The following is a 25,497-nucleotide window of genomic DNA, read 5'->3' as shown; positions in this document are numbered from 1 at the left end:
TTTCAGCTTCTATCTCCTGAAGCCGAATTGGATGTTATTGTTCCTGCACTTCTCGTTCTCGTCGTCGAAGTTCGTTGTTGTTATCGTCTGGAGAATTCATCAGTATTTGTGCTGTCTAAGATGATGTAATTGTTGGCATAAAAGCAGTATTGTAGCTTGGGTTTCCCATCCTCCATCCCAGCCTACGCAAGATAGCAAAATTCCCTATACCTTAACCTCAGAGTCTCAACTCTGGCTAGATCAATGTAGAAAAATTTTATCCAAACAAGTAGCCCTAGTACATTTGCGTAGGGAGTACATAGGATTTACAGGCGCGTGATGTATTCTGGCACACACACCAAGTAAAAAATAAAGAAGCGATCGCCTTCTCCGGCTTACATATAGAATATTACAACGCCCCGCTTCAAATCCCCAGCGTTGTACGCTCAAAGCATAATTTTGTAGGATTAGCAACAAAAAGGCAAAAGAAAACAACAATTTCTTTTGCCTTTTGCGTTTTTATTACTCACCCTATGCAGCGACTAAATCCAACGAACGCTCCGCAGCCAAGGCCAAATGCCTGTCTGTCTTCTCAATGTGACACCTTCGCTATGTTCTTTAACAACTTCCTTGAGTTCATCTGTGGTTAAGGGATAACCCAATTCACTAGCAACTTTTACGAACTCATCTGGATTGGCTACGGCTTGGAACTGTTTGCGTAAATCTGCATTGCGGGTAGCAGCTTCCAATAATTGGCTGGCACTTTCTTTGGACATCTTTAGAATCTCCTTACTGGTACTGTGTCTTTTTTGACCTCATCTAGCGTCGCAATTTCATACGCTATAGTAGTGCTGAAATTATATTTTTAGCTCAATTTTACATATGACAGCATCTACTATCGTGAATATTTTTATAGAAGATGGCCTTTTTGTGATAATCTCCACGTCTTTTCTGGCGTTTGTGGGCTGGGTGTGGAGACGGGCAAAGCCGTTCAGTATTCCGCAACCATTACCGACTTGGTTTAAAGCGTGGTTATCGGTTGTGCTGGTGGTGGGCGTGGTGTTTCCGGTACTGGCGATAGTTCTCTGGGGTGTGTGGTGGAATCACAAGAGTGTGTTGTTAGCGCTCATTCCCTACCTTTTCATGCTGGCGTTACAAATCTTATTTGAAATCGTGATCTCAAAACGGTTTCAATCCTGCGTGTGGGTGATGATTCCTTGTTTATATCTGCCTTACCGCGCTTGGCAATTGTATAGTGGATTGATGCTTTTGAGCCTTGAGAGCGGGACAATATGGGTGCAGAGATTGTTACTGGTAGAAATTGTCCTTTGGATTTTTAATTATGGGGTACATTTATCACAAATTCCCCGACTGCTGCGTTGGGAATTACAGCCTGAGAAGGAATAAATTGTAGCGGTTGTGGGAGGGGTAAATAATATTAAGGAAATTATGGCTAAACTATCGAGGGATATAAATTTTGTTTTTTTAAAATAACTCTGCTGCAAGGCAATAGAAGCAATTATAAGCAAGTAGTATTATCGCTTAACCAGCAGCAGTGTTTATGACATAGCAGAGATTTCATCCACAAGCTTGACGCGGTTCTTGCGTACAGCGTAAAGCAGTCGGTCGATGGATCTTATATCTTCTTCGTTGGGGGAATCTTGCAATAGTGCAGCCATCATTCCATATCGATCAGCGAGGGTAATGCTACCAGAGTGGCTAACTTGGGCAAATAGTTCAGAGATCGCAAACTCTAGAGGACAGACTTGAACTTGCATGATTTGGTCAGAGAACTCGATACTTTTAATATGAAGCTTTTATATATTTTTTTGGGTGATTAAAAACTTCGTTTAAATGTGACAATACTCTGGGCCAGAAAGCGATCGCAAGCTACGGTTAAAGGTGATGTAATGCTTGCTCGTTAGTGATATAAGTCACGTTTTGGGACAGAAGCCTGATGTAGCAATCCTAATTGACTAATCGATTGCTTAAATCCGCCACAATTAAGGTGAAGCTATCTTGGGACGAATCACTCGCTTAATAATAAGTCTTTAGGTAGTTTAAAAAATGCGGCAAAATTGAAATGTCAACCTTGGGAGACAGGTGATGAATAGCAACCAAAATGAAGGGCAAGCTTCAACTATGCCTTTGCCGGAAGACACTTCTACGACACGGATACGACCTTGGGGGAAAGTTACAGTTTTAGAAGAAGGGCCGCGCTACCGAATTAATCGTATTGAACTCAACCCAGGTCATCACATTAGTACCCAAATGCACTATCACCGTAGCGAACACTGGATCGTTGTGTCTGGCACTGCCAAAGTGATATGCGATGGTAAGGAGACTACCTTAGTTCAAAAACAGTCAACTTACGTGCCTATGTCTACACCCCACAGGGTAGAAAATCCTGGGGTAATTCCTCTACTGATGATTGAAGTCCAAAATGGGGAATATCTGGGAGAGGATGACATCACTCGATTCCCAGAAGATCCGGAAAGCTAGGAATTAGGGACTAGGGACTAGGGATTGGGGACTAGCAGGAGACCGCTTTTTCTCCCAATCCCCCTGTACCGAATGGCGCTAACTCAAGCCCTGAACTAAAGTTTGGGCTAAAAGCTCAAGTGCGTTAAAACGGACTCAGATGCTCACTATATATGAATTTCAACCTGTTAAAACAGGTTTAGCTTTGAGCTGTGAACTTTAGTTCACAGCTCTCAAGTCAGTGCCATTCTCCCCAGTCCCCAATCCCCAGCCCCTTATTCGGGCGCATTTTGCGTTTGTTCCGATGGAGGTTCGCTTTGGGCGATGGTTTCTTGTATCCGGGGGATTTGCAGGAACTTTTGAGTTTCTGCGATCAGGCGATCGCCCCAAAGATTCTCTTTGAGAAAATCTACATCGGCGTAGCGATTGTCTAAGCGGATAGCAGTCTCTCCCAAAAGCACACCTTGTTCCCTGTCGCCTTTGGCATACAGCGCTACTGCCATAGCTAACTGGGGTTCTGCTGCATCTTTGTCAATGGCAACTGCCGAACGCCACTGACGTAGAGCCCCCTCCACATTGCCCATTTCGTACATTACCAACCCAATATTGTTAATCGCGGGCCAGAATTTCTTTTCTTTAGCGACTGCTTTTTGGTATTGCGCGATCGCTTCTTGGTACCGTTGCATTCTGTAGTAGGCATTGCCCAAATCAAACAAAGCCTCTGGTACATCGGGTTTTATCTTCAACCCAGATTGCAAAGCTGTAACAGCTTCCTGATACTTTGCCTGCTGAAAATGCCCGCTTCCTAGAGCAAATAAAATTCCGGCATCATCGGGTTTCAGGGTTCTAGCTTGTTGCAAGGCATTAATTGCCTTATCTACTTCCTTTGCTTGCAAGTACAAACTGCCCAGCAGAAACCAGGTTTGATAACTTTGGGGAGCCAGCCGAGTTGCCAACTGCGCCCTTGGCAGCGCCAGATCGTATTGCTGGAATCGCGCCAACTGAGCCGCATCTTGTGCCAGGTTCAACCCCTGCTGCTCTAGTTCTTTTGCATCCAGTTGCAGCGTATAAGGTATGAGTGCCTGCCCGAAGGCGGGTTGTACACTCCATAAACCCAGGACAACGAGAAGAGAAAATAAAGGAATACGCTTAGGCACGGTGCCGCCTCAAAAATTGCGAAAAATCTTTAGCCACATTACACATAATCTAAATGATTCTGGCAAAAATCGAGAGCCACAGCCACCTATCAATTTTTGCTCGTCCCTGTTACGGTAAACCGTAAGGACACAAAAACCCTGAAAAATCCGTCAACGCTAACATAAAGAAAGGATAACAACTCCCCTTAGTAGAAGCTTTTACTGTAATTCACCCAGTTAGGTGTTTCCAAACATAAAAATATTTAGCTATTTTTGGGGAGGTGGGACGTATCGACTGCCTCAAAGCTGATGGTAGGCAAGATGCCTGTTCTACGAGATGAAAAAATTTATTACTTAGAAATAATTCATTGGATTAGTAATAAAAATCACCATATAAAACCCAAAACAATCCGTATTGCCTGAAGTGAATACCACACAAATGCAACTTCCCCTAATTGGAAAAGTCAAGAATCCTTCTCGCTGGATAATCGGGCTGCTAGCATCAGGCATCCTGGTAGCTAGTACGACTTATTTCGTTATGGGTCGGAGTTCGCCCCAACTAGATATCCAGACACTAACCGTACCTGTAAAATCTCAAAGCCTGAAAGTACGGATCGCCGCCAATGGAACCGTTGTGCCGCTGCAAAGCGTCAACCTCAGCCCGAAAACATCTGGGACTCTGGCGAAATTGTACGTCGAGCAAGGGGACAAAGTGCAGCCGGGGCAAAAGATTGCCCAGATGGAGAATAGAGAGCTTCAGGCGCAACTATCACAAGTGATCGCTAATCTTAAACAAGCCGAAGCCCGTCTAGCAGAGGCTCAAGCTGGTAGTCGTCCTGAAGAAATTGTTCAGGCAAAAGCAAGACTATCTCAGGCGAAAGCTCGTTTGCAGCAAGCTGAAAATGGCTCTCGTCCAGAGGAAATCGCCCAAGCGCAAGCTAGGTTGCAGCAAGCGCGATCGCGTCTAGCAGATGCCCAGAATGGTCGTTCTACAGAAATTGATCAAGCCAAGGCTCAAGTCGAAGCCGCCAAAGCGCGAGAAAATTTGGCGCAAAAACGGGTGAAACGCTATCAATTCTTAGCCGATCAGGGAGCAGTGGCTACAGACCAGTTGGATGAAGCTTTGACAGAATACCGCAACGCCACCGCCAACGTTAATGAAGCCCAAAGACGACTTGAGCAACGCACAAACAGCACCAGCCAAGGAATTGAGCAGCAACAAGCTGCCTTAACAGAGGCGCAGCAAGCCTTAAAACAGCTGCAAAGCGGCACCCGTTCCGAAGAAGTTTCCCAGCGTCAAGCTGATGTGGCAGAAGCACAATCAGCCTTGCGTCAGTTAGAAAATGGAACGCGACCAGAGGAAATTGCCCAGCTTAAAGCCGCTGCTGATGCTGCTAGAGCTTCGATGCAGGCGGTGCAAGTCCAGCTATCTGATACGGTGATAGTTGCTCCGTTCGCTGGCATTGTGACGCAGAAATATGCCCAAGAAGGAGCTTTCGTTACCCCCACAACTTCTGCTTCCAGTACTGCTTCTGCTACTTCGAGTTCAATTGTTGCCCTTGCTAGAGATTCAGAAATTCTCGCTAAAGTCCCAGAGGTGGATGTTGGACAAATTAAACAGGGACAAGCTGTAGAAATTGTGGCGGATGCCTATCCTGACCAAGTATTTAAAGGTAAGGTGCGCCTGATTGCTCCAGAAGCGGTGGTTGAGCAAAATGTCACCTCTTTTCAGGTGCGGGTAGCGCTAGAAACTGGTAAGGAGCAACTGCGTTCGGGAATGAATGTGGATCTGACGTTTGTCGGCGAAGCGGTGAATAATGCTTTAGTGGTGCCTACGGTGGCGATTGTGACGGAAAAAGGTAAGACGGGCGTACTCATACCCAGCGAGAATAATGAACCGAAGTTTCAAGAAGTAACAATAGGCTCAACTATTGAAAACCAAACGCAGATTTTGGAAGGGATAAAACAAGGCGATCGCGTGTTTATTGACTTACCTAAAGATAGAAAACCCAAGGAGGAATAAATACTAATACCTTTGGAACAATTAGCAATTAGCAATTAGCACGCTCACTATGGACATTCTCGAAAGCGTCAAAATGGCAGCCACAACGCTAGTGGCAAACAAACTGCGTAGTAGTCTCACCATGTTGGGCATTATGATTGGTAATGCCTCAGTTATTGCGATGGTAGGGATTGGGCAGGGAGCGCAAAGGCTGGCATCAGAACAATTTGAGGCACTTGGGCCAAATGTGCTGTTTGTGGTTCCCGGTTCTCAGGCAACTCGAAATACTACGTTAGAGGTGCCGAAAACCCTGGTACTGGAAGATGCGAGAGCGATCGCTACCCAAGTGCCTTCTGTTAAAGAAGTCGCTCCCCAAATTAATACCAGACAATTAGTTACCTACCGCAACAAAAATACTAACGCCACAATTCTTGGCACAACTTCCGATTATCTCTCAGTGAGAAGCTTTGATGTTGAAACCGGACGATTTATCACCGAGCAAGATATCAAGCGGAGTAACCAAGTTGTGATGCTGGGGCCTGAGTTGGCAAAAAAACTGTTTGACAACCAAAATCCCATTGGCGAACAACTGCGGATAAAAAATCTCAGCTTTCAGGTTGTTGGCATTATGAAACCTAAAGGCTCAGCGTTGGGAGATAATCCCGATGAAACCGTTTATGTGCCAATTACCACCGTAGCTAACCGCATCGTCGGACGGACATCACCTTATGGTTTGGAAGTAACCGCCATTTCTCTTTCCGCCAAAGATGAAGATAGCACAGGAGCAGCTAAATTTCAGGTGGAAAATTTGCTGCGGTTACGGCACAAAATCAACGGAGAGGATGATTTTACGGTTAGAAGTCAAAAAGACTTGTTAACAATCGTCAATACAATTACCAGCGGATTGACACTGATGTTAGCAGCGATCGCAGCCATCTCCCTCTTTGTCGGCGGCATTGGCGTAATGAACATTATGCTTGTCTCCGTAACCGAACGCACCCAGGAAATCGGACTCCGCAAGGCTATCGGCGCACAAGAGCAAGATATCCTGATTCAATTTATCATCGAGGCAGTGATTCTCTCAGCAGCTGGTGGCTTATTCGGTACTATGCTGGGTGTCGGCGGAATTTCGCTTGTCAGCGCCTTTTCTCCTTTGAAAGCCAGCATTTCACCTGTAGCTGTTATCGTTGCTGTCAGTGTTTCCGGTGGTATCGGTTTATTTTTTGGTGTCGTCCCCGCACGACGAGCAGCTAAACTCGATCCAATTGTAGCTTTACGAAGCGCTTAAAAAGTTTTGTAGGGGCGGTTCTAGAATAAACTTGGCATCTCACCAAGATATTGACTAAACGCGCCCACTTTGAGTTTTGAGTCCTGAGTTTTACAGCTAAATAAATGCAAGATATATACGGTTCTGATTCCTCACTCAGTCCTCAGTCTTCAGTCCTCAGCCCTTCAAAAAAAACAATTATTCAACTTGAGGATATTACCAAAGTCTACGGCATCGGTGATACAGAAGTTCGCGCCCTGGCTGGTGTTAGCTTGATCGTGGAAGAGGGCGAGTATTGCTCAATTATGGGCGCATCTGGTTCGGGCAAGTCCACCGCTATGAATATTATCGGCTGTCTCGACCAACCAACCGACGGATATTATTATTTAGATAACGTAAATGTGTCTCAACTGGGAGACTCGGAATTAGCTAAAATTCGCAATCGTAAAATTGGATTTGTGTTCCAACAATTCCATCTTTTGCCTCAACTTTCGGCGTTAGAAAATGTCATGTTGCCGATGGTTTATGCTGGTATACCTAATGGCGAAAGAAGGCAAAGAGCAACAGAAGCTTTAACTCGCGTGGGTTTGCAGCATCGCCTAAATAATAGACCAAATCAACTTTCTGGGGGACAACAGCAGCGGGTAGCGATCGCGCGTGCCATTGTCAACAATCCCGTCTTATTGCTTGCGGACGAACCCACGGGCGCTCTTGACTCGAAAACCACCGAAGAAGTGATGAACATCTTCACCGAACTGAATTCCAGCGGTATCACTGTTGTGATGGTGACTCACGAACCAGAAGTAGCACGTCTCACTAAACGCATTGTCTGGTTCCGCGATGGAGAAGTTTTACACTCTCATCTGAAGCCAGAAGATATTGGTCAGGTGGCTGTTTCTTGATTGGTTAAGTTGTAGGTTGGGTTGAGGAACGAAACCCGACAGGCATAAGCATTTTTTGGGTTTCGTTCCTACGTAAGGTTGGGATTTTTAACTTTAAATAAAGAAACCCGGTTTCTTCACTTCCTTGATTTATAGCGTTTCTCAGTTACGCGCGTGTACATCAGAATAACCTAACCCCCAGCCCCTTCCCTTGTAGGGAAGGGGAGTAAGAATCAAAGCCTGTCTCCTTGTAGGAGACAGGTTTGGAGAGAGGTCAGAGAGTTACTTGCTAGATTTTTAAACTTTACTGCGTAGGAAACTCACCAAGTTTTGCAGAAACGACTGACTGATGCTTCCCTTGCTGACAGACTCCTGTATTAGTTCTGGTACAGCTACTACGGAATTATCCTTTAACTGTGCGGGAGATGGGGCAATCAGCGGCACTTCTTCTGCTAGGCTGAGGACGCTTAAGCGGAAGGCAGCTTGCTGCACTTTCTCCACAGGTAGCCGGAGTTGCTGCGCGATCGCTTCCAGGGAAACAGTCCCTTTGGCAAACTCCCACACTTGCCACTCTAGGGCATCTAGCCGGAAGCGCGGTTGCCCTGTAATTACACTTGTCAAGCCAGAAGTAGGGGCAGGTAGTTTATCTTTTAGTGCCGTCCAGTCTCGTAGCGCCCGCAAACTCATCAGGGTTGCTTCTGTTGCTGGTACGCTCAAACCTGTCATTTCTGCTAAGGGCAAAGGAACTTTGGTTTGAAATTCAAACTGTCCATCCTGTAGCTGGAACAATGCACACACTCGCCGCAATACCTGGCTTTTGAACAGCACTTTCAGTTGTTCGGCTTCCAGAAGTCCGTGAGATTTCAGGCATAGCCCCATCGGTGTTTTATTCGAGAAAACTTGAGCGAGTCGGGAGACAACGCGATCGCTCAACCAACCCCGCTGGGAAATCATTGAGAGTAAACCTTTTTCATCCAGGCTTGCAGCAGCCGCTACAATGCGCCCTTCATGCACCCAGATGTAGTGGGATTGCGAGTTTCGGTTCCGATCTACACTTAAACCATTAATCGTCAACAATCCCGTCTTGTGTCCTTGATCGAGGAACTGAAAAAGTTCAGGCAAGGAAAATTCTGCTAAATAACCAGTAACCGCCATAGTTTTCCTATTTCAGCAGACCGTTTAAATACCAGCTTGAGCGCCTTCTACTGCGGGTATTAGCTTAAATAATAGTTAAATCCCTGAACCATATTCATCAAACTATACTTTTCGTTACATTTTCCCTTATGAGTAGTATAAAAAAGTTAATAAAATAATTTTTTATTTGACTTATTGAAATACTACTAATTAAATTTTTACTTTTAATACAGTTTATCGAACAGCCGAGTCGTAAATTAAGTGCTGGAGCAGAACCAACAAAGCCTGAATTACCGAACTTTTTTGGGTTGCATTCACAGAAACCATAGGCGGTCGATCTTTGTGATTAATGTATCCCAGAGCGATCGCTACATCCTCCTCTTGCCAAGCTCCCGGACAGTCCATATGAGTTAAACCAATCAGCATAGGGATTTGCACTCGCGCTTTCATGAAAGCTAGAAGCTGACGAGCCGCCCGAAAATCGCTAGGACGGTGAGCGTCTACCAGCAGGATGTAAGCATGGGATCTGCGAATTAACAAATCCCACATAAAATCAAATCTTGCCTGACCAGGCGTACCATAAAGGTGCAAAACCATATCCGAACTAAAGTTCAGCCGACCAAAATCTAAAGCAACCGTAGTTTTTTCCTTAATATCGCCTGTTTCATCGGTGACTTGACGATCGGTGTCTACCACTTCAATTTCACTCACACTACGAACGAAGGTAGACTTTCCCGCCCCGAACGTTCCTGTCACAACCAAGCGCATGATTTCCATCAATTTTTACCCTGTAAAAAACCAAGTTTTAAATAAAAGAATTATTGCCGTTATGGTTACTCAAAGATTCGCCTGGTTGCTGTGGTAGATAGCAATCTAAAGAAATCGTTGAGAAAAAGGTTATTACGGGGATTACTTATACAATCAACTACCATTAGCCCCAAAGTAATTTGTTCAACTTTCGACAGAGGAAGTTCAAGTTGCTCTTGCGATCGCTACTTTGGAAACCCCACCCCTTCTACGATTTTAGATTTACCACTCAAAGTTATCTAACCGTAGATTGGACTTTTCTACAACTATTTTAGACAGTACCAACGTGAGCTGGGTAGCTTATTTACCAATGATGCCCAGTCTCGCCAGCTCCAGAATCTCCATTGCTGATATGTATTGCATCAGTATTAAATGCTGATTTATTAAATAACTCTATCTAAAGAGGTATGACTTTTGTTTAAGGATGCTGTGCAGCTTTTATGTCTTCAGACTGTTTTAGGAGGTGATAACAATTAATTATCTATATAGTGTTAGATTAATAAAAAGTTACGAAATGTTAAGCAAGGCAGGTGGCAAGAACAAGGAAGACCTCCAAAAGCAGAAAATCACATCACTGATTTTAGAAAAATCTATCAAATAGTCTTGCCTGTAAGGGTCTAGCAATCAGCTGTGCCAGTGGTAATAACATTTAGTTTTTTTGGGAGAGGAAAGTCGAATGGAATTAATGCGCTTGATTGTGACAGGGACTGTGGGTGCAGGGAAATCCACCTTAGTACGTTCGGTCAGTGAAATAGAAGTGGTAGACACCGATCGCCAAACCACAGATAAAACATCATCAGTTAAAGAAAAAACTACAATTGCCCTCGACTTTGGAAGGCTAAACTTTGGCCCTGACATGGCGGTGCATCTGTATGGCACCCCTGGTCATGCGAGATTTGATTTTATGTGGGATCTCTTGATTCAGAGAGCGCACGCTTATATTTTGCTAGTAGCTGCTGATAGACCAGGCGATTTCCGCCAAGCTCGTCAGCTTTTGGCTTTCATGGAGCAGCGGGTGCAAATCCCGGTGGTAATTGGTCTAACACATACAGACTGCCCCGGAGCTTGGTCTAAGAAGGATGTAGCGATCGCTCTGGGGTACGCCAATAAGATAAAACGGCCTCCCATCGTGATTGTAAATCCAGCCGAAAAAGCTTCTGTAGTTCAGGCTTTGATTACTTTGGTAAATCAGTTCAATTCCAAGAAATCAGCAGCTTTCTCCAAGAAAAGAAGCAAAGCGGCTTGAGGATGAGTTGCGCCGCGACCGCCAACAAATTGCTAAAGTTTAAAAAGCTTATCAGTTAAAGTGGCAAGGAATTAATCATCCAAAAATTAAAACTGAACAAATAGCTATGGTTAAAGCAAAGCCATCTTTAGTTCAGCCGTCAAACGCTTAATTTCAAGCATTAATATCCCCTGTTTAGCAGACCTACTCGCCAAGACCAGTAAGACCGCCTCAGAGCCACAGCTGGTGAGAATACCAAAGCCATTGCTGCCTTCTACATAAATGCGGTCGAGGATACCTCTGGATAACTCAGTGCCAATGCGTTCGCCTAAAGACAGCATAGTAGCGGACATGGCAGAAACTCGTTCTTCGTCCATCTCACCCGGTAAGCTAGAAGCTAGGGGTAGACCGTCGGGAGAGACAAGTGCGGCACCTTGAACGTCACTGGTAGCAGTGACAAAATTTTGGAGAATGCTTTCGAGCTTAGCGGTATTAATTGCCATTGTCGTACCTCGTTAATTGCGATCGAGAAAAGATTTTTGTTGTGATCAGTTGAGGAATTCTCAAATAGAGCGATCGCATCCTTTAATAAGGAGTCAAAACTCCAGCGCGATCGCCTGGAGCATCCCCAAAGACTGCTCCTCGCCTGATCAAATCAACTTTCATCTCCCTCGAAATTCCCATATTCGTTGCGAACTGAGCATTTTCCACCTTCGCACCCCTCAACTCAGTCCCCCTCAAATCAGCACCGCTCAAATTAGCACCGCTCAAATTAGCACCGCTCAAATTAGCACCGCTCAAATTAGCACCACTCAAATTAGCATCGCTCAGGTTGGCAAGACTTAAGTCAGCACGGATCAAGTCAGCAAGACTCAGATTGACACCGCTCAAGTTAGCACTACTCAGGTTGGCAAGACTCAAGTCAGCACGGATCAAATCAGCAAGAGTCAGATTTGCACGAATCATACTGGCACCCCCCAGGTCAGCACCGCTTAAATCGATACCTTTGAGATTGCTACCGCTTAAGTAAGCACTTCTCAGGTCAGCACCACTCAAATCAGCACCACTAAGATAAGCACGAATTAAGTCAGCACGGATCAGGTTAGCACCGCCCAAGTAGGCACGGATCAGGTTAGCACCCCTGAGTCTGGCATTGCTGAGATCCGCACTCCCCAAATTAGCGCCCCTGAGTTTAGCATCGCTGAGATCAGCACTCCCCAAATTAGCATCGCTCAGGTCACTTCCTCTCAGGTCAGCACTACTCAAATTAGCATCGCCCAGATCCGCGCCCCCCACGTTGGCATCACTCAGGTTCGCATCGCCCAGATTGGCACCCCTGAGATTGGCACCCCTGAGATTGGCACCCCTAAGACTTGCATACTTCAGGTCAGTTCCTCTCAGGTCGGCTCCCCGCAAATCGGTTCCCCGCAAATCGGTTCCCCGCAAGTCGGCACCCCAAAGAGCAGCACCTTTTAGGTCAGTTCCCCGCAAGTCGGCACCCCTGAGATTACCACCCCGCAAATCGGCACCTCTCAGGTCTGCCTCAGCAAAATCTTCAGAAAGATTTAAACCAGCAATTGTCGCCAGTTGATCGAGATTGTCTGTTTGTGCTTCTACAATGCGCTGGATCAGGACTTGAAGTTCCTGAACAGATGTTTCATCAGCCATAATGCAATTCTTGCCGACTCAGGTAGGGCTTTAATTTTGGTTCCAACACCCGCAGGACAATCAGCCTTTCCAAAACTGCCCTCTTATTGCGGCTAATGTCTGGGGGCCATAACCCTTGTGCGTCAGTCAAATGTACATCTCGCTTGGAAACTTCAAAAGTTGCTTCTACACGAGTAGGCACTTTCACATTCAATGTTGCCAGCTTTATATTCTCGATGTTGCCTTTCAAAACTGGCTCACCCATATCTTCTTCAAAAATCCAGGTGGGATTCTCCTCGAAAGCTGTTGTCGTTATCTGACAGGTGGTTGCTCCTAACTTCTCTGTTCTGCGCGTTGGTGTACCGAACCCCCTAACTCCAGCTTTACTCCCATTCAAAGAAGGTAGTAGATTGCTCCAAGAAACTTCTTGACGCTGTTGCTCGTTACTTTTTTCCGGCTTTGGCTTTTCTTCTGGAAGGATAAGCTCAATTGAACCAATTAACTGCCGGGATTCATAGGGAAGTTCACCATTTTCCAGTTTTAGCTTTAGTTCTCCACTTTTGATGCCAAACTTGATGCGACCGCCCATCAGCGGTAGCCACTGCTCGTTAAACTTGATGCTTAAGTGCAAATCAATCTGCTCGATTTCATTTTGTTGTGCCTGAGAATCAAAAGTTATAACTAGAGGCTGGATTGGTTGCTCTAGTAGAACTGGAGTTCCTAGCAATTTCATATACAAGCAGCCTGGACATCGATTCTCAGGCTCTGGTTGAGGCAGTGTGGGGAATTGAGACATTACCACGGTAGAACTCTTCGTTCAAGCGGGTTGCCTATAACGCTATCATGACCCGGCGATTCGTAATGTCCGGAAAGTGGAACTTTTCCTTAAGTAATTACGCATAATTAGAAGAATCCGTAGTTCAACTCCTGCGCTTTTTGTCAAGTAACTACCCCAACCAAACTCGATTTCGATTACTCCTTATCTCCAGTCACCAATCCCCAACCTCGCGATCGCGCAAAAATTAAGGAGTGTTTCGCACAACGGAAACACTCCTACTCTTCTCAAACCCTCTCCCAGCCTCAGCCTGGAAGAGTATCAATCTTCTACATCGATTACAAACTCGCAGTCTTGCCAGTTTCCGCCTGAGAAGCAATAGGTTTCACATCGGTATAGCCCATATCACTTGCGATGGTACGGAACATCGAAATTTGCCCCTCGAAGTCCAGCCCTTCTATTTGTCCCATCAAATCGTTAATAGGTTGGCTTGCTTGGTAGTCAGCAGGCATATCTACCACGGTATTCCCCATTTCCTGCGACCAAGTGTACCAAACCATTAACTGATTATTTTCTTTCAATGCTCCATAGGCGCGAGAATATTCTGTATCTTTGCGCTCAACAATTTCTCGCATGATCGCCAGTTGCTTATCATCATCCAATTGCAAATAGTCTCCTAACAGCTTGGGAGCTAGTTCAGGATCTGTTCCTTGGGGAGCCGCTGGGGTGATCGAGTCTCCCATCTTTTTATAAACATAATAAAACCAAGCTAATTTATCGTCGGTGTTCAACGCTTCAAAAGCCTGAACCACTTTTTGTGTTTCATCTGAAAGAGCTTGAGTTTTTATGGTGTTTTCGTCTGGGATCATAAAAGCTATCCAAAAGTAAAGTTAGTATTTCCAGACTAGGAATATCAGACTTTGCAGCTCTTAGTCCCCCTCCAATAGAGAGAATTTTTGCTTCTTCGGTGACGCAGATTGGGTAACGGCTGACAGGGAAGATTGAGGATCTATCCCAAGAGAGTCAAAGTAACAGGGATCAATCCCTTAAAATCGATATCGCAGATAAAAAAGTCTAAATAAATAGGAGTTCCTTATGACTGAAGAAGTGAAACCGAATCCTAGCGAAGCTACAACCCATGACGCTCAGCTAGCTGCTGAGAATATGGCTTCTGGTGAAGAGGAAGTACAAAAAGTTGATCTAGATGCTGACTATGAAGCATCAAAAGCGTTTAGCGTTAGTGAAGTAGACCGCAAAGGTGGTGGCGCGGAAGCCGCTGAAGCTGCTACAGCTCCTAAGTTCAAAGTACCTGAAGCGACAGAGATGAAATCCTCACCAGATACAACAGGCAACCCAGCTGATTATATACAGATGGCGCAGGAGGTCAGCCCCAGAAAGGACGGTTAGGACAATTTAGCAGCCGAGTCAAGGGGCAAGAGTGGCGATCCTGCTGACACGAAAATGGCGAAGGAAGTCCTCTAAGCTGTGAAATAGACAAGGCAGAGCTTCTCGTAGCTGTGGAGTTTTTGAAAAAAGAATTATTAGAACATTCGCTCAACCTATATCGGGTTGGGCTTTAGTTGTGGGAGTCAAATGCTGCATAATGGGAAGGCTTTTATCGTTTATCGTGGGGAGATAGCACACTTGCAGTTGCCAATTTTCCCAGATTGTCAGAGCGATAATTCCATTCCTCAAGCCTTCTTTTCAGTTTAACTATGCGAACCCATTATTGCGGCGAACTTAGAGCAGAACATATTGGAGAAACCGTTACCCTGTGTGGATGGGTAGACCGTCGCCGCGACCACGGGGGTGTGATATTTTTGGATTTGCGCGATCGCACTGGTATCGTTCAAATTGTCAGCGATCCTGTACGCACACCAGATTCTTACGCACAAGCAGAAAGGCTGCGTAACGAATATGTTGTCCAATTTACCGGGCGAGTCAGCCAGCGTCCAGAAGAGTCGCTAAATTCTCGCCTACCTACAGGTGAAGTGGAAATTTATGCAGACAAGATAGAACTGCTCAATCAAGTTTACAAGCAGTTACCTTTTCAGGTGGCGACGGCGGAAAGCGAACCCGTGCGCGAAGACTTGCGGCTAAAGTATCGGTATCTCGATTTAAGACGCGATCGCATGGCGAATAATCTCCAGTTGCGTCACCAAGTCGTTAAAACCATTCGCCGCTACCTCGAAGATACCGAAAACTTCATCGAAGTAGAAACCCCAATTCTCACCAAATCTACCCCCGAAGGCGCAAGAGACTATCTCGTCCCCAGTCGCGTCAACCCCAGCGAGTGGTTCGCCTTACCCCAGTCACCGCAACTTTTCAAGCAACTGCTGATGGTATCCGGCTTTGACCGATACTACCAGATCGCCCGTTGCTTCCGCGACGAAGACCTCCGCGCCGACCGTCAGCCAGAATTTACTCAACTGGACATGGAAATGAGCTTCATGTCCCAAGAAGAAATTATCAAACTAAACGAAGGTTTAGTTTGTCATATCTTCAAGACAATTAAAGGTATCGATTTACCCCGTCCTTTTCCTCGTCTCACCTACGCCGAAGCAATGGAACGCTATGGAAGCGATAAACCAGACACCCGCTTTGGTTTAGAACTCGTCAACGTCTCCGACTTAGTTAAAGACTCTGGTTTCAAAGTCTTTAGTAGTACAGTTGCATCTGGCGGCGTTGTGAAAGTATTACCCATTCCTGGGGGAAATGATGCTATTTCCAATGTGCGAATTAAACCAGGTGGCGACTTATTTAAAGAAGCCAGCGAAGCGGGTGCGAAAGGACTTGCTTACATTCGCGTCCGAGATAACGGTGAAATCGACACTATCGGCGCAATTAAAGACAACCTGACAGAAGAACAAAAGCAGGAACTATTACGGCGCACTGGTGCAAAAGCGGGTCATTTACTGCTATTTGGCGCTGGTGACTCTAATATGGTGAATAAAACTCTCGACCGCTTGCGCTTAGTAGTTGGTCGAGAATTGGGGTTAATTGATCCAGAGAAGATAAACATTCTTTGGGTGACAGATTTTCCAATGTTTGAATGGAACGCCGACGAGAAGCGTTTAGAGGCGTTACATCATCCGTTTACTGCTCCTCATCCCGAAGATGTGCATGACCTAAAAACTGCAAGAGCGCAAGCCTACGATTTAATTTTCAACGGTTATGAAATCGGCGGTGGAAGTCGGCGGATTTACCAGCGAGAAGTTCAAGAACAGGTGTTTGAAGCGATTGGTTTATCCCAAGAGCAAGCATATAACAAGTTTGGATTTTTGCTGGAAGCGTTTGAATACGGAACTCCGCCGCATGGAGGTATTGCTTACGGTTTAGACCGCTTAGTGATGCTATTAGCGGGTGAGGAGTCAATTCGGGATGTAATTGCCTTTCCGAAGACGCAGCAAGCTCGTTGTCTGCTGACAAATGCGCCTTCTGGTGTGGATGAGAAGCAGTTGAAGGAGTTGCAGGTGGCTTCGACTTATAAGCCGAAATCAACTGAGAAAGGCAAGTAAAGAACCCTTCTCTAACCCTCCCCGTTAAAGGGGAGGGAACAAATTCTTTAGTTGGCAAAGGTTAGCGAGCGCACTCTTTGAGATGAATCTGCACTGACAAAGCCACAATATTTTTAAAATCGCTTTATATATTCACGTGTCTTTATCCTTATTTAGCGCTTCATAATAGTTCAATTATTCGTCCTGTAAAAGTCGTTCTTCATCCATTAGTTTTAATAAAAGGTCAAGTTTAAAAATTTCTTCAATCTTTTCAAACTTGGTAATGGTGATTTCTACAATGATTGATTACTTATTTTTATATAAACCATAATATATAGTAATTTTAAACATTTCCTTATACGAGCAAAAAGTCATAATTCTTCTATAATGATTGCAGGACTGTAAATACAAGATTTTGTCTCATAGGCTTCTCGGAAAGAAGCGATCGCTTCTTTAAGTCGCTTCAGGACTGCTTTTTGGGTTCCTGACCTAAGCACCCATTTTCTATACATAAAGCAATCCAGTAAGCCGCAGTATTCCTCCTCACCATTATGCAAAAGTCCAAGGCTCTCCAGTTCATAGTTAACTGAACGTTCCAATTAATTTGGAGCTAAAACTTAATATTAATTATTGACAATTGACAAACGCTATGATAATAGAGTTTAATGATAAATGTAGGGCATTAGTAGATCCCCGCCAAGAGATTTGCTAATGCCCTTGACTAAACTCCTTACGGATACAAATTGCTCGTGTCACAAAATACTGATTCAATCGATTCCACATCAGAAACTCGTGCGATCGCCTACACAAAGCGTCTCAATCCTTGGGCGATTGTTCGTCTCCTTCCCAATAGACAGAAGGCGACGGTGGCTCGATTCCGCAGTCGGTGTGATGCAGACTGTAATATGCAGCGTATGCGTCAGCTGACACCCAACGCTTCCTTTATGGTGGTTTTTGACTGTCAACCAGACAAAGCTGCGATCTAAAGTTCTGGTATGCGATCGCCCTGTTTAGGAAAAGGATACGATCGCACTGTTTGAAGTGATAATGCGATCGCGATGTTTGAGATGAGGATGCGATCGCTAAATTCCTCTCACTTCCTAAAAGCCTATCAATTTCTTGATTAATAAAGCCAAATTGTCTAAAAATCCGCAACACATAAGCGGGTGATACTAATCCTGCTCCGATACTGACTGAAGAATAAGCGATCGCGCTGTTTGAGATGAGGATGCGATCGCTATATTAGTCGCCATTCACGAGCATCAACAAATTGGGACAAATGCCCTACGTTTGTGGTGGCAATTACAACCTCATTTCCTTCATTTGCAACTAATATTGCTTGAGCCGCCAGAATCACATCTCCATCAAGTGCATTGGGGTCTGCTGTTGGTCTTCCTGCACGTCTTGCTTCAGCCCACAGCTCAGCAGCTTTGAGCATCACTTGTGTTGTAATGGGAAGATATATAATCAGCGATTTAAGTTGATCGAGTTGTCTAATTCCTGCTACCTTACTCGCACGGAGTAATTCACGTCGCACCTCATAATCTGCGATTTCAGGCAGCATCACATCGTAGCCTCTCGGCTCCAAAGAATCTAGCCAAAGCCTGCACTCCCGGCACAGAGCCGTAGCTCTGGGATTTGTCACCATTCCCACAGGGCCAGCATCCAGCAAAACTACCCTGCTCATGGGAACAATGGGCGATTAGAAAGACGATCTTCATCCAGTGCCTGACGGAGATATTCCCAGGTTTCTGTTTGCTCCTGTTCATCTCCCTCCTCTTCCCATGACTTTAACAGATCGCTTAGAGCTTTCTGCCGCGCCGCTTTCTCCACTGGGTCAGGGTTCTTAATTTCGTCCATAGCTTTTGCCCAAGCATCTGACGGCGCAGGCTTCACGGTCACACTTTCACGAAACAGCCGAATCATCTGAAGTAAGTTCGGCCAATATTCTTTCGGCGTTTGCTGAATCTCGCGAAGTAGCTCTGCTACAGGTTCGCTTAGGGAGCGCTCGTCCAAACTCTGGTCGGGCATTATTACCTCTACTGCATTGCATGACCGTATGTTTAGCATAACGAACAGCGGGATCGCGATGTTTGAAATGAGGATGCGATCGCGCGGTTTGACCTCTCCCCAACCCCTCTTTGAAGCGGAGAGGGGAGCCGGAAGCCCCAACCCTACGAGGGAAGGGGGCTTGGGGGTTAGGCTTCTTCGCAATCGCAACAAGCGGTGTAAATATCCAGCAAAACATCATCGATATTTTTTCTTACTTCTGCATTTTTAATTCGCAACAAACGCAATCCTCGTGCTGACAAAACTTTGTCACGTTCTGCATCGTATTCAGATATATTAAGCAAGGTGGGCATTCCCCGCCTTGCTACTATTATCGGCTAGCGCAAAGCACTAGATGGAATACCCAAAACATCTTCAATCCGAGGCATTCCTTGCAGCGGAATCACGCCACCTTCATCCTCAAAATTAGCGATTTGATAGAAGTTAAACCCGAAATTTTACGATATTGTAATTTGTTCTTGTACCCAAGTTCTAAAAGCTCTCATTGTCTTATTCCTACCAGCAGTCTTTACCTGGCTCAAATACTGAGGAATCACCTCAATAAGCGGTAAATTAGGAAAAATCAGGCTAAAGGCTGACTCAGTATAATTTCTATCTCGTAATACATTAATTTGTAACTTCCCTTTTTCAAATCGCCAAAGCTCAGGCACTCCTAATGCTTCATAAATAGCCGGATGAGTGCGAGAAGTTATATCTATTTCTAAAGCTAAATCTGGAGGTGGGTCGATTGATAAGGCTAATTTTTCTTTTCCTCTTACTGCTGCTTCATTTTGAATATAGAAACAGTTATCGGGTTCTATCCCTTTCAGCATATCCCGGTTTTTAAAAGTAGTAGAACCAAGAGGATAAAAATCGATATCTAGTTCTTCTAGAATAATTTCAATAAAGTTGCTGATAAACAGTTTATTGGTTTCATGCTCTGGCAAGGGTGTCATGATTTCTAATATTCCATTGTCATAGGCTACTCTTGAGGCACGATGTTCTCCTAACTCTTCTAAGATGGTTTCAAATTCTTGCCAGGTTATATCTTCTAGGAAAACTTTATGGCCAGGCGGGATATTAAATCGCTTTAATTCCAACAGCATTTTTAAGCCTCATCTTCAATATTGGGAAAGTAGGGCGAGCAATGCCCACCCTACTTTAATTATCGACTAGCGCAACGAACCAGATGGAATACCCAAAATATCCTCAATCTTGGGCATATCTTCTAAGGCAATCACGCGACCTTCATCCTCAAAATTAGCGATTTGGTCGAAGTTGAGATAGCGATACAAATCACCCGCAAAAGGATGAATTTTCTTCGCCACAATCTCCAGATATTCCTGCACCGTGGGAATGCGACCTAACATCGCACAAACTGCTGCTAATTCAGCAGAACCGAGATAAACTCGCGCATCTTTGCCCATGCGATTATTGAAGTTGCGCGTGGAAGTTGAAAATACGGTTGTACCGTCATCCACACGCGCCTGATTTCCCATGCAGAGACTACATCCCGGCATCTCTGTACGCGCACCTGCGGCATCAAATACACTATAAACACCTTCTTCTTTTAGTTGGTGTTCATCCATTCGAGTTGGAGGACAAATCCACAAGCGGGTTTTGACTGCTGTTTCGCCTTCCAACACTTTCGCGGTGGCGCGATAGTGTCCGATATTCGTCATGCAAGAACCAACGAATACTTCCTGAACTGGATCGTTAGCAACTTCAGAAAGTAACTTGACGTTATCAGGATCGTTCGGTGCGGCGACAATTGGTTCCTTGATTTCGTTCAAGTCAATCTCAATAATTTCCGCATATTCTGCATCTGAATCGGCTCCCATTAACACAGGATTTGCCAACCATTCTTCCATCTTGGCAACGCGGCGCATGATAGTACGCGCATCGGCGTAGCCTCGCGCTACCATGTTTTTCAACAACGCTACGTTGGAACGCAGATATTCGGAAATTGTCTCGATACTGAGTTTAATTGTGGAACCTGCACAAGAACGTTCAGCGCTGGCATCGGTAAATTCAAAAGCTTGCTCAACTTTCAAGTCTGGCAAACCTTCAATTTCCATAATTCGCCCCGAAAAGATGTTTTTCTTGTTCTGTTTATCGACAGTCAAAAGACCTTTTTGGATGGCAATATATGGGATAGCATTGACGATATCCCGCAGGGTGATACCGGGTTGCAATTCGCCTTTGAAGCGGACTAAAACAGATTCCGGCATATCCAACGGCATTACGCCCAAAGCTGCTGCAAACGCAACTAACCCGGAACCTGCGGGGAAGGAAATACCCAAGGGAAAGCGGGTGTGGGAGTCACCGCCAGTTCCCACTGTGTCTGGTAACAGCATCCGGTTTAACCAAGAGTGGATGATACCATCGCCGGGACGCAAGGCGACACCGCCACGCTGGGCGATGAAGTCGGGCAGTTCCTTGTGGGTTTTCACGTCCACTGGCTTTGGATAGGCGGCGGTGTGGCAGAAACTCTGCATTACCAAGTCTGCGCTGAAACCCAGACAGGCGAGTTCTTTGAGTTCGTCGCGGGTCATGGGGCCTGTGGTATCTTGAGAACCAACAGTGGTCATTATTGGTTCGCAGGAAGTTCCAGGGCGCACCCCAGCGAGTCCGCAGGCTTTGCCGACCATTTTTTGTGCCAAGGTGTATCCTTTGCCCGTGTCGATGGGTGGGCGAGGACGGATGAAGATGGGGCTTGTTTCTAAACCAAGGGCAACTCGGATTTTATCGGTGAGGGTGCGTCCGATAAGTAGGGGAATGCGTCCTCCGGCGCGTACTTCGTCGGTGATGGTGTCAGGTTTGAGGCTAAAGGTGGAAATAACTTCGCCAGCTTCGTTGGTAATTTCACCTTTGTAGGGATGAATGGTAATTACCATCCCGGTTTCCATCTGGGTGACATCGCACTGGATGGGTAATGCACCTGCATCTTCGGCGGTGTTGAAGAAAATCGGCGCGATCGCACTCCCTAATATATATCCCCCCGCCCGTTTATTTGGTACGAAGGGGATATCATTGCCAATGTGCCACAGCACTGAGTTAATCGCAGATTTGCGCGATGAACCAGTCCCCACTACATCCCCCACATAAGCCACGGGATGCCCTTTTTTCTTTAACTCGGCAATGGTTTCTAAACTTCCCGGTTGCCGAGATTCCAGCATTGCCAAGGCGTGCAAGGGGATATCCGGGCGAGTTGTGGCGTGGGTTGCGGGGGATAAATCGTCGGTGTTCGTTTCTCCCGGCACTTTAAAGACGGTGACGGTAATGGCTTCGGGCAAAGTGGGGCGAGAGGTGAACCACTCAGCCGCCGCCCAAGACTCGATTACTTGTTTGGCGTAGGGATTAGTTTCGGATAATTCCTCTACATCGTGGAAGGCATCATACACCAGCATGATTTTGCTTAAAGCTGTTGCGGCTGCTGATGCCAATTCATCGTCTGATTTAAGTAAATCTATTAACGATTGCACGTTGTAACCGCCTACCATTGTCCCCAGCAACTCGATGGCGTAGATGGGGGAAATTAGGGGGCTTTTGGTTTCGCCTTTGGCAACGGCGGTGAGAAATCCTGCTTTGACGTAAGCTGCGGGATCGACGCCTGGGGGAATGCGATCGCGCAACAATTCCAACAACGTCTCTTCTTCACCAGCTGGCGGATTTTTCAACATTTCGCACAGTTGCGATGTTTGTTCGGCATCCAGGGGTAAAGGGGGAATTCCCAAAGCCGCACGTTCAGCAACGTGTTGACGATAAGATTCAAACATTTTCTAGTCTCCACAAACAATTAAGAGCAAAATTTAGGGGCGAATCGCTTTTAGGTTCTCCGCCTGGAGAATACAATCTCGATACCTGCGCTTCACAGCCACCAGTGAACAGAGAGTGTCGCCGCTACTGCTTGAGACGCAGATCAACATTATTAATTATTGTGAAAAATTGAAATAGGATTTGTACGGATTGCTGCAACTTGGTTGTTCGACGGCAACATTGCACAAAAAAAAAGGCGATCGCTCTCTATCGCCCGCTTACTTCTATAAACCAGGAATCCGTCGTCTTCAGATTTGAAGATTTCGTGCTTAGATCAAATTCTACATCTTTAGGGGGATGAGCGCGATATTTTTCTGTCGAAACGCGATCGCACTTTAATTGCAGACTACTAAATTAAATATCTCTGACAGGCATCTTGCCTACCAGAGATATTTTAATCAGTTTCACCTAATTAGCACACGCTCAATTGCTTCGACTCTGCCTCCAGAAGGCGCATGAGGTTTTCATCGCCTTTAGCTTTGGCTACCTGGATGCGGTGTTCCAGACTGCGCCGGATACTCTCCAAGTGCATTCTAGCGGCTTCATCCATCATTTTTTGACGGTTTTTATCCACTGACAATTTGCACTCCGGTAAATTTACCAATTGTTCAAGATGTTGCCGCTGTAGAGTATCGGTTGTTCCGGTTTTGCCGACGATGTAGGGAACGCCACGATACTTTAAATTAACGATCACATCAGGAACCTGAACGTGTCTGGGATATTGAACTTTATAGCTTTGACCCCGATACTTAGCCAAAATTTCGCCTTCAGTCACTTCCAGCGTGGGTGAGGTGTTTTCATAACTGCTACCGCGATAAGAAAATTTCATAAATTTTGCCTCCAATTAAGTTTCCTAAGTATTTCTTACTAAATGAGGTGGTTGCGAGTACGACATCGCTCTCTAGTTCTATTCTCCAGTGCCGTTGATGGCTCCGAATCCCCATCTGGTAAGAACTAAATATTTTTATTTCTGTATCTATTTTTACATTTTGCTAGCATATCGTCAACGATTAAGATACTTTAAGCAACATTTATAACTTTAGGTAGATACGACACTGAAGTCCTCTATTACCTGGGGACGATAAACTTGGTGCGATTCATCTGGTGATTTGTGGCGTTCCAGATGTCAACAGAAGCGGCTAACTTTCTTTGAAAGGCTAATTATTTTGATGAACTAAGTTTGGTTTTTCACACCACAAGCAGCACAAAAATTTTTACAGTTACAACTTGCAGCCTCATCCCATCTCGATAAGGCTGACAAAGATATCGCTAGTTGATGATTATATTTCAAAGAATGCGATCGCGCTCTCTAAAGTTGAAATCTTCCTAAGCTGACAAGTCGCGCAGGAAGTAGAAGTGATCGCTCCTCCAATCACTACCCTTAACTCGCCCTAAATAACCTGTTAAAGGCGAGGAAAGTTCTACAAGTAAATCGTGAACTTGCAGCTCATCTAGCTTAGAGTTTGGCTCTTTGGCAAACACAGCATTGTAGTGAACGCGGATTTCGACTGTCAAGTGTTCACTTCCTGGCTCACCAAGCTGCTTAACTGCTTCAACAATCTGCGATCGCAACTTGATTTCTTGGTTAACTTTGTCGATGTAACTATCTAGTTTATCGTCAGCCAATCCAAAGGGAGCTTGCTGCAAGCACAGCTTAAGCTCTAGCAAATCTATAGAGTTTTTGTACTGTGCTTGGAGTTCAACCAGTCTTTGCAACGTTTCAGGTCTCATGGCATTCATTTGATTTTCAATAGCTGCTTGAAGAGCTGGAGGAGTTAAAGGGCCAGCGGCAACAATTAACTTGATTGCATGGTCAAATTCAGCTTTACCTAGATGGGTATGACCGAGATGGATTAGCTGAGCCGTTACGCTATTCGGTACACTTTCTTTTTTACTGGCTTTGCATTCGCCAACTACTGGATAGGGTTTTTCACAGTAAAAATCTATTCCTCCAGCGCCTCCTGTAGCCTGTGGATCGAGGCTAGCTTTTGGGTTGCTGTTAGAATTTGTGAAACCTAGCTTTATTAAGCTCCTTCGGACTAATTTTTCAAATTCTTGACCCTCGCTGGAATTCCCTACTTCTGCAATTTTCTGAATCCAAGCCAAATCTGAATCTATTCGCTTTGCAGTTTGATTACTACTCCAGCCCAGAAATATTCTTATACTCTGGTCTAGTTCCTCGGCTGCTGGGTTTGTGGCTGATAAAAGAGCGATCGCATTCTGCAACTCTTCCAATTCTGGATGCAGTGGAGGCTGTCTGTGTTCTAGCTGCTGGCGGCGTTGGGTGAAGATGCGATCGCTCAATACAGGCGAAGATTCAGTAACATTCAGGAGATTCGGTAAAGAAACATAATTACCCTTTGGATTTACTGGAACTTCAATCGGTTGATGTAGCGGATAAACTCGCAAATAAGTCATAAAAATATAAGGACGTTGAGACAGAATTTGCTGCAATGCTTCTGTTGTCCAAATTGTCAACCGCGACAAAGCTTCTAACCCTTCAGAATTATCTATAATTTGGCACAATTCGCACCTAGCCCAAGCTTTAATAGTGATTGTTTCAGAATTTAACTGGGCAAATGCAGTTTGAGCAATAGATAAAAAATTCGGGCGATAGTGTTGCTCTATTGGTAGCAAGTTAATCGAAGCATCAGCAGGATACAGAGCAAATTGTCGCCCCGGATCAATGAATGTCCGAGGCGTAGCTGCGATCGCTCTCCCTTGAATTAATGCTTCAATCTCTGGCGCTGGTAGTCTTAAGGCAGTATCAAGGTTAACAGAATTTACTGGCGACATAC

The 25,497-nt window shown here is 45.3% G+C and carries 25 protein-coding genes and 1 pseudogene; 9 read left to right on the top strand and 17 right to left on the bottom strand.

The genetic code is table 11. The features are described 5' to 3' along the window. Positions 1-521: 521 nt before the first annotated feature. Positions 522-755 carry a Nif11-like leader peptide family natural product precursor gene (locus tag H6F66_RS02900; RefSeq protein WP_190418028.1) on the bottom strand — a complete coding sequence of 78 codons (234 nt, stop codon included), beginning with the start codon at positions 753-755 and terminating at the stop codon, positions 522-524. 106 nt (positions 756-861) lie between these two features. Between H6F66_RS02900 and H6F66_RS02895 the strand changes: the two genes are divergently transcribed. Then, a complete protein-coding gene (locus H6F66_RS02895; protein ID WP_190418026.1) occupies positions 862-1,386 on the top strand; it encodes a hypothetical protein in 525 nt (174 codons plus the stop codon). Positions 1,387-1,538: 152 nt separating this feature from the next. Here the strand turns inward: H6F66_RS02895 and H6F66_RS02890 are convergent, their stop codons facing one another. After that, a complete protein-coding gene (locus H6F66_RS02890) occupies positions 1,539-1,757 on the bottom strand; it encodes a hypothetical protein (RefSeq protein ID WP_190418023.1) in 219 nt (72 codons plus the stop codon). Positions 1,758-2,121: 364 nt separating this feature from the next. Here H6F66_RS02890 and H6F66_RS02885 point away from each other — a divergent pair, with 364 nt between their 5' ends. Beyond that, a complete protein-coding gene (locus H6F66_RS02885; protein WP_242017778.1) occupies positions 2,122-2,481 on the top strand; it encodes a phosphomannose isomerase type II C-terminal cupin domain in 360 nt (119 codons plus the stop codon). Between the two features lie 254 nt (positions 2,482-2,735). Here H6F66_RS02885 and H6F66_RS02880 read toward each other — a convergent pair whose 3' ends face one another. Then, positions 2,736-3,617: a tetratricopeptide repeat protein gene (locus H6F66_RS02880; RefSeq protein ID WP_190418019.1), complete on the bottom strand. Its 882-nt coding sequence runs from the start codon at positions 3,615-3,617 to the stop codon at positions 2,736-2,738. A gap of 418 nt (positions 3,618-4,035) precedes the next feature. Between H6F66_RS02880 and H6F66_RS02875 the strand changes: the two genes are divergently transcribed. The 3 genes from H6F66_RS02875 (at position 4,036) to H6F66_RS02865 (ending at position 7,767) form a co-directional block, all read left to right on the top strand. Next, positions 4,036-5,619 (top strand): efflux RND transporter periplasmic adaptor subunit, encoded by a 1,584-nt coding sequence (locus H6F66_RS02875; RefSeq protein ID WP_190418072.1) that lies wholly within the window; start codon positions 4,036-4,038, stop codon positions 5,617-5,619. 49 nt (positions 5,620-5,668) lie between these two features. Continuing rightward, positions 5,669-6,886, top strand: a complete 1,218-nt coding sequence (locus H6F66_RS02870) for an ABC transporter permease (RefSeq protein WP_190418017.1) — start codon at positions 5,669-5,671, stop codon at positions 6,884-6,886. Positions 6,887-6,990: 104 nt separating this feature from the next. Continuing rightward, positions 6,991-7,767 (top strand): ABC transporter ATP-binding protein, encoded by a 777-nt coding sequence (locus tag H6F66_RS02865; protein WP_199295142.1) that lies wholly within the window; start codon positions 6,991-6,993, stop codon positions 7,765-7,767. A 276-nt stretch (positions 7,768-8,043) separates the two neighbouring features. On the opposite strand, the gene H6F66_RS02860 is transcribed toward H6F66_RS02865, so the two are convergent. Together H6F66_RS02860 and H6F66_RS02855 are read right to left on the bottom strand one after the other, a co-directional pair. Next, on the bottom strand, positions 8,044-8,901 hold the full coding sequence (locus tag H6F66_RS02860) for a DUF4388 domain-containing protein (RefSeq protein WP_190418014.1): 858 nt from the start codon (positions 8,899-8,901) through the stop codon (positions 8,044-8,046). Between the two features lie 213 nt (positions 8,902-9,114). Beyond that, positions 9,115-9,657, bottom strand: a complete 543-nt coding sequence (locus H6F66_RS02855) for an ATP/GTP-binding protein (RefSeq protein ID WP_190418012.1) — start codon at positions 9,655-9,657, stop codon at positions 9,115-9,117. Positions 9,658-10,363: 706 nt separating this feature from the next. On the opposite strand from H6F66_RS02855, the gene H6F66_RS02850 reads away from it, so the two are divergent. Next, positions 10,364-10,933 (top strand): GTPase, encoded by a 570-nt coding sequence (locus H6F66_RS02850; protein ID WP_190418010.1) that lies wholly within the window; start codon positions 10,364-10,366, stop codon positions 10,931-10,933. A gap of 110 nt (positions 10,934-11,043) precedes the next feature. On the opposite strand, the gene H6F66_RS02845 is transcribed toward H6F66_RS02850, so the two are convergent. The 4 genes from H6F66_RS02845 to H6F66_RS02830 form a co-directional block, all read right to left on the bottom strand. After that, the gene (locus H6F66_RS02845; protein WP_190418008.1) at positions 11,044-11,415 is read right to left on the bottom strand and encodes a roadblock/LC7 domain-containing protein; all 372 of its coding nucleotides are present in this window, start codon (positions 11,413-11,415) and stop codon (positions 11,044-11,046) included. Positions 11,416-11,497: 82 nt separating this feature from the next. Further along, entirely contained in the window at positions 11,498-12,580 is a 1,083-nt protein-coding gene (locus H6F66_RS02840) for a pentapeptide repeat-containing protein (RefSeq protein WP_190418006.1), read from the bottom strand. Then, positions 12,573-13,292: a hypothetical protein gene (locus H6F66_RS02835; RefSeq protein ID WP_190418004.1), complete on the bottom strand. Its 720-nt coding sequence runs from the start codon at positions 13,290-13,292 to the stop codon at positions 12,573-12,575. Before H6F66_RS02835 ends, H6F66_RS02840 begins: the two co-directional genes overlap by 8 nt. 380 nt (positions 13,293-13,672) lie before the next feature. Beyond that, the gene (locus H6F66_RS02830; RefSeq protein WP_190418002.1) at positions 13,673-14,203 is read right to left on the bottom strand and encodes an orange carotenoid protein N-terminal domain-containing protein; all 531 of its coding nucleotides are present in this window, start codon (positions 14,201-14,203) and stop codon (positions 13,673-13,675) included. A 226-nt stretch (positions 14,204-14,429) separates the two neighbouring features. Between H6F66_RS02830 and H6F66_RS02825 the strand changes: the two genes are divergently transcribed. The 3 genes from H6F66_RS02825 (at position 14,430) to H6F66_RS02810 (ending at position 17,817) form a co-directional block, all read left to right on the top strand. After that, positions 14,430-14,741 (top strand): hypothetical protein, encoded by a 312-nt coding sequence (locus H6F66_RS02825; protein WP_190418000.1) that lies wholly within the window; start codon positions 14,430-14,432, stop codon positions 14,739-14,741. A gap of 308 nt (positions 14,742-15,049) precedes the next feature. After that, positions 15,050-16,852 carry an aspartate--tRNA ligase gene (gene aspS, locus H6F66_RS02820; protein WP_190417998.1) on the top strand — a complete coding sequence of 601 codons (1,803 nt, stop codon included), beginning with the start codon at positions 15,050-15,052 and terminating at the stop codon, positions 16,850-16,852. A gap of 728 nt (positions 16,853-17,580) precedes the next feature. After that, on the top strand, positions 17,581-17,817 hold the full coding sequence (locus tag H6F66_RS02810) for a hypothetical protein (protein ID WP_190417995.1): 237 nt from the start codon (positions 17,581-17,583) through the stop codon (positions 17,815-17,817). A 115-nt stretch (positions 17,818-17,932) separates the two neighbouring features. On the opposite strand, the pseudogene H6F66_RS29175 reads toward H6F66_RS02810, so the two are convergent. The 8 genes and pseudogenes from H6F66_RS29175 to H6F66_RS02775 all read right to left on the bottom strand — a co-directional run. Next, positions 17,933-18,025 (bottom strand): annotated as a pseudogene (locus H6F66_RS29175) (type II toxin-antitoxin system HicA family toxin); the annotation flags it as partial. A 43-nt stretch (positions 18,026-18,068) separates the two neighbouring features. After that, entirely contained in the window at positions 18,069-18,518 is a 450-nt protein-coding gene (locus tag H6F66_RS02805) for a nucleic acid-binding protein (RefSeq protein ID WP_190417993.1), read from the bottom strand. Further along, positions 18,515-18,862 carry a hypothetical protein gene (locus H6F66_RS02800; protein WP_190417991.1) on the bottom strand — a complete coding sequence of 116 codons (348 nt, stop codon included), beginning with the start codon at positions 18,860-18,862 and terminating at the stop codon, positions 18,515-18,517. The genes H6F66_RS02805 and H6F66_RS02800 overlap by 4 nt, the downstream gene beginning before the upstream one ends. A 167-nt stretch (positions 18,863-19,029) precedes the next feature. Further along, on the bottom strand, positions 19,030-19,194 hold the full coding sequence (locus H6F66_RS02795) for a DUF559 domain-containing protein (protein WP_190417989.1): 165 nt from the start codon (positions 19,192-19,194) through the stop codon (positions 19,030-19,032). A 144-nt stretch (positions 19,195-19,338) separates the two neighbouring features. After that, complete coding sequence (locus H6F66_RS02790) at positions 19,339-19,986, bottom strand: Uma2 family endonuclease (protein ID WP_190417987.1); 648 nt, start codon at positions 19,984-19,986, stop codon at positions 19,339-19,341. Between the two features lie 66 nt (positions 19,987-20,052). Further along, the gene (gene acnB, locus H6F66_RS02785) at positions 20,053-22,659 is read right to left on the bottom strand and encodes a bifunctional aconitate hydratase 2/2-methylisocitrate dehydratase (RefSeq protein ID WP_190417985.1); all 2,607 of its coding nucleotides are present in this window, start codon (positions 22,657-22,659) and stop codon (positions 20,053-20,055) included. A gap of 452 nt (positions 22,660-23,111) precedes the next feature. Next, a complete protein-coding gene (locus H6F66_RS02780) occupies positions 23,112-23,528 on the bottom strand; it encodes a DUF4278 domain-containing protein (protein ID WP_190417984.1) in 417 nt (138 codons plus the stop codon). Positions 23,529-24,025: 497 nt separating this feature from the next. Beyond that, the gene (locus H6F66_RS02775; protein WP_190417983.1) at positions 24,026-25,495 is read right to left on the bottom strand and encodes a DUF1802 family protein; all 1,470 of its coding nucleotides are present in this window, start codon (positions 25,493-25,495) and stop codon (positions 24,026-24,028) included. Positions 25,496-25,497 lie beyond the last annotated feature (2 nt).

The sequence above is a fragment of the Trichocoleus sp. FACHB-6 genome, from assembly GCF_014695815.1.
In the GTDB taxonomy this organism is placed as follows: Bacteria; Cyanobacteriota; Cyanobacteriia; order Cyanobacteriales; family FACHB-T130; genus Funiculus; species Funiculus sociatus.
The sequence above is the reverse complement of the archived record's forward strand: the minus strand, read 5'-3'. Positions and strand labels throughout refer to the sequence as shown.

Coding starts and splice junctions, on each gene's coding strand:
- H6F66_RS02885 (WP_242017778.1), top strand. CDS start 2,122: ATGCCTTTGCCGGAAGACACTTCTACGACACGGATACGACCTTGGGGG.
- H6F66_RS02855 (WP_190418012.1), bottom strand. CDS start 9,657: ATGGAAATCATGCGCTTGGTTGTGACAGGAACGTTCGGGGCGGGAAAG.
- H6F66_RS02800 (WP_190417991.1), bottom strand. CDS start 18,862: ATGCCCGACCAGAGTTTGGACGAGCGCTCCCTAAGCGAACCTGTAGCA.
- aspS (WP_190417998.1), top strand. CDS start 15,050: ATGCGAACCCATTATTGCGGCGAACTTAGAGCAGAACATATTGGAGAA.
- H6F66_RS02845 (WP_190418008.1), bottom strand. CDS start 11,415: ATGGCAATTAATACCGCTAAGCTCGAAAGCATTCTCCAAAATTTTGTC.
- H6F66_RS02805 (WP_190417993.1), bottom strand. CDS start 18,518: ATGAGCAGGGTAGTTTTGCTGGATGCTGGCCCTGTGGGAATGGTGACA.
- H6F66_RS02870 (WP_190418017.1), top strand. CDS start 5,669: ATGGACATTCTCGAAAGCGTCAAAATGGCAGCCACAACGCTAGTGGCA.
- H6F66_RS02895 (WP_190418026.1), top strand. CDS start 862: ATGACAGCATCTACTATCGTGAATATTTTTATAGAAGATGGCCTTTTT.
- H6F66_RS02780 (WP_190417984.1), bottom strand. CDS start 23,528: ATGAAATTTTCTTATCGCGGTAGCAGTTATGAAAACACCTCACCCACG.
- H6F66_RS02900 (WP_190418028.1), bottom strand. CDS start 755: ATGTCCAAAGAAAGTGCCAGCCAATTATTGGAAGCTGCTACCCGCAAT.
- H6F66_RS02775 (WP_190417983.1), bottom strand. CDS start 25,495: ATGTCGCCAGTAAATTCTGTTAACCTTGATACTGCCTTAAGACTACCA.
- acnB (WP_190417985.1), bottom strand. CDS start 22,659: ATGTTTGAATCTTATCGTCAACACGTTGCTGAACGTGCGGCTTTGGGA.
- H6F66_RS02850 (WP_190418010.1), top strand. CDS start 10,364: ATGGAATTAATGCGCTTGATTGTGACAGGGACTGTGGGTGCAGGGAAA.
- H6F66_RS02840 (WP_190418006.1), bottom strand. CDS start 12,580: ATGGCTGATGAAACATCTGTTCAGGAACTTCAAGTCCTGATCCAGCGC.
- H6F66_RS02890 (WP_190418023.1), bottom strand. CDS start 1,757: ATGCAAGTTCAAGTCTGTCCTCTAGAGTTTGCGATCTCTGAACTATTT.
- H6F66_RS02875 (WP_190418072.1), top strand. CDS start 4,036: ATGCAACTTCCCCTAATTGGAAAAGTCAAGAATCCTTCTCGCTGGATA.
- H6F66_RS02825 (WP_190418000.1), top strand. CDS start 14,430: ATGACTGAAGAAGTGAAACCGAATCCTAGCGAAGCTACAACCCATGAC.
- H6F66_RS02795 (WP_190417989.1), bottom strand. CDS start 19,194: ATGCCCACCTTGCTTAATATATCTGAATACGATGCAGAACGTGACAAA.
- H6F66_RS02860 (WP_190418014.1), bottom strand. CDS start 8,901: ATGGCGGTTACTGGTTATTTAGCAGAATTTTCCTTGCCTGAACTTTTT.
- H6F66_RS02835 (WP_190418004.1), bottom strand. CDS start 13,292: ATGAAATTGCTAGGAACTCCAGTTCTACTAGAGCAACCAATCCAGCCT.
- H6F66_RS02830 (WP_190418002.1), bottom strand. CDS start 14,203: ATGATCCCAGACGAAAACACCATAAAAACTCAAGCTCTTTCAGATGAA.
- H6F66_RS02865 (WP_199295142.1), top strand. CDS start 6,991: ATGCAAGATATATACGGTTCTGATTCCTCACTCAGTCCTCAGTCTTCA.
- H6F66_RS02790 (WP_190417987.1), bottom strand. CDS start 19,986: ATGCTGTTGGAATTAAAGCGATTTAATATCCCGCCTGGCCATAAAGTT.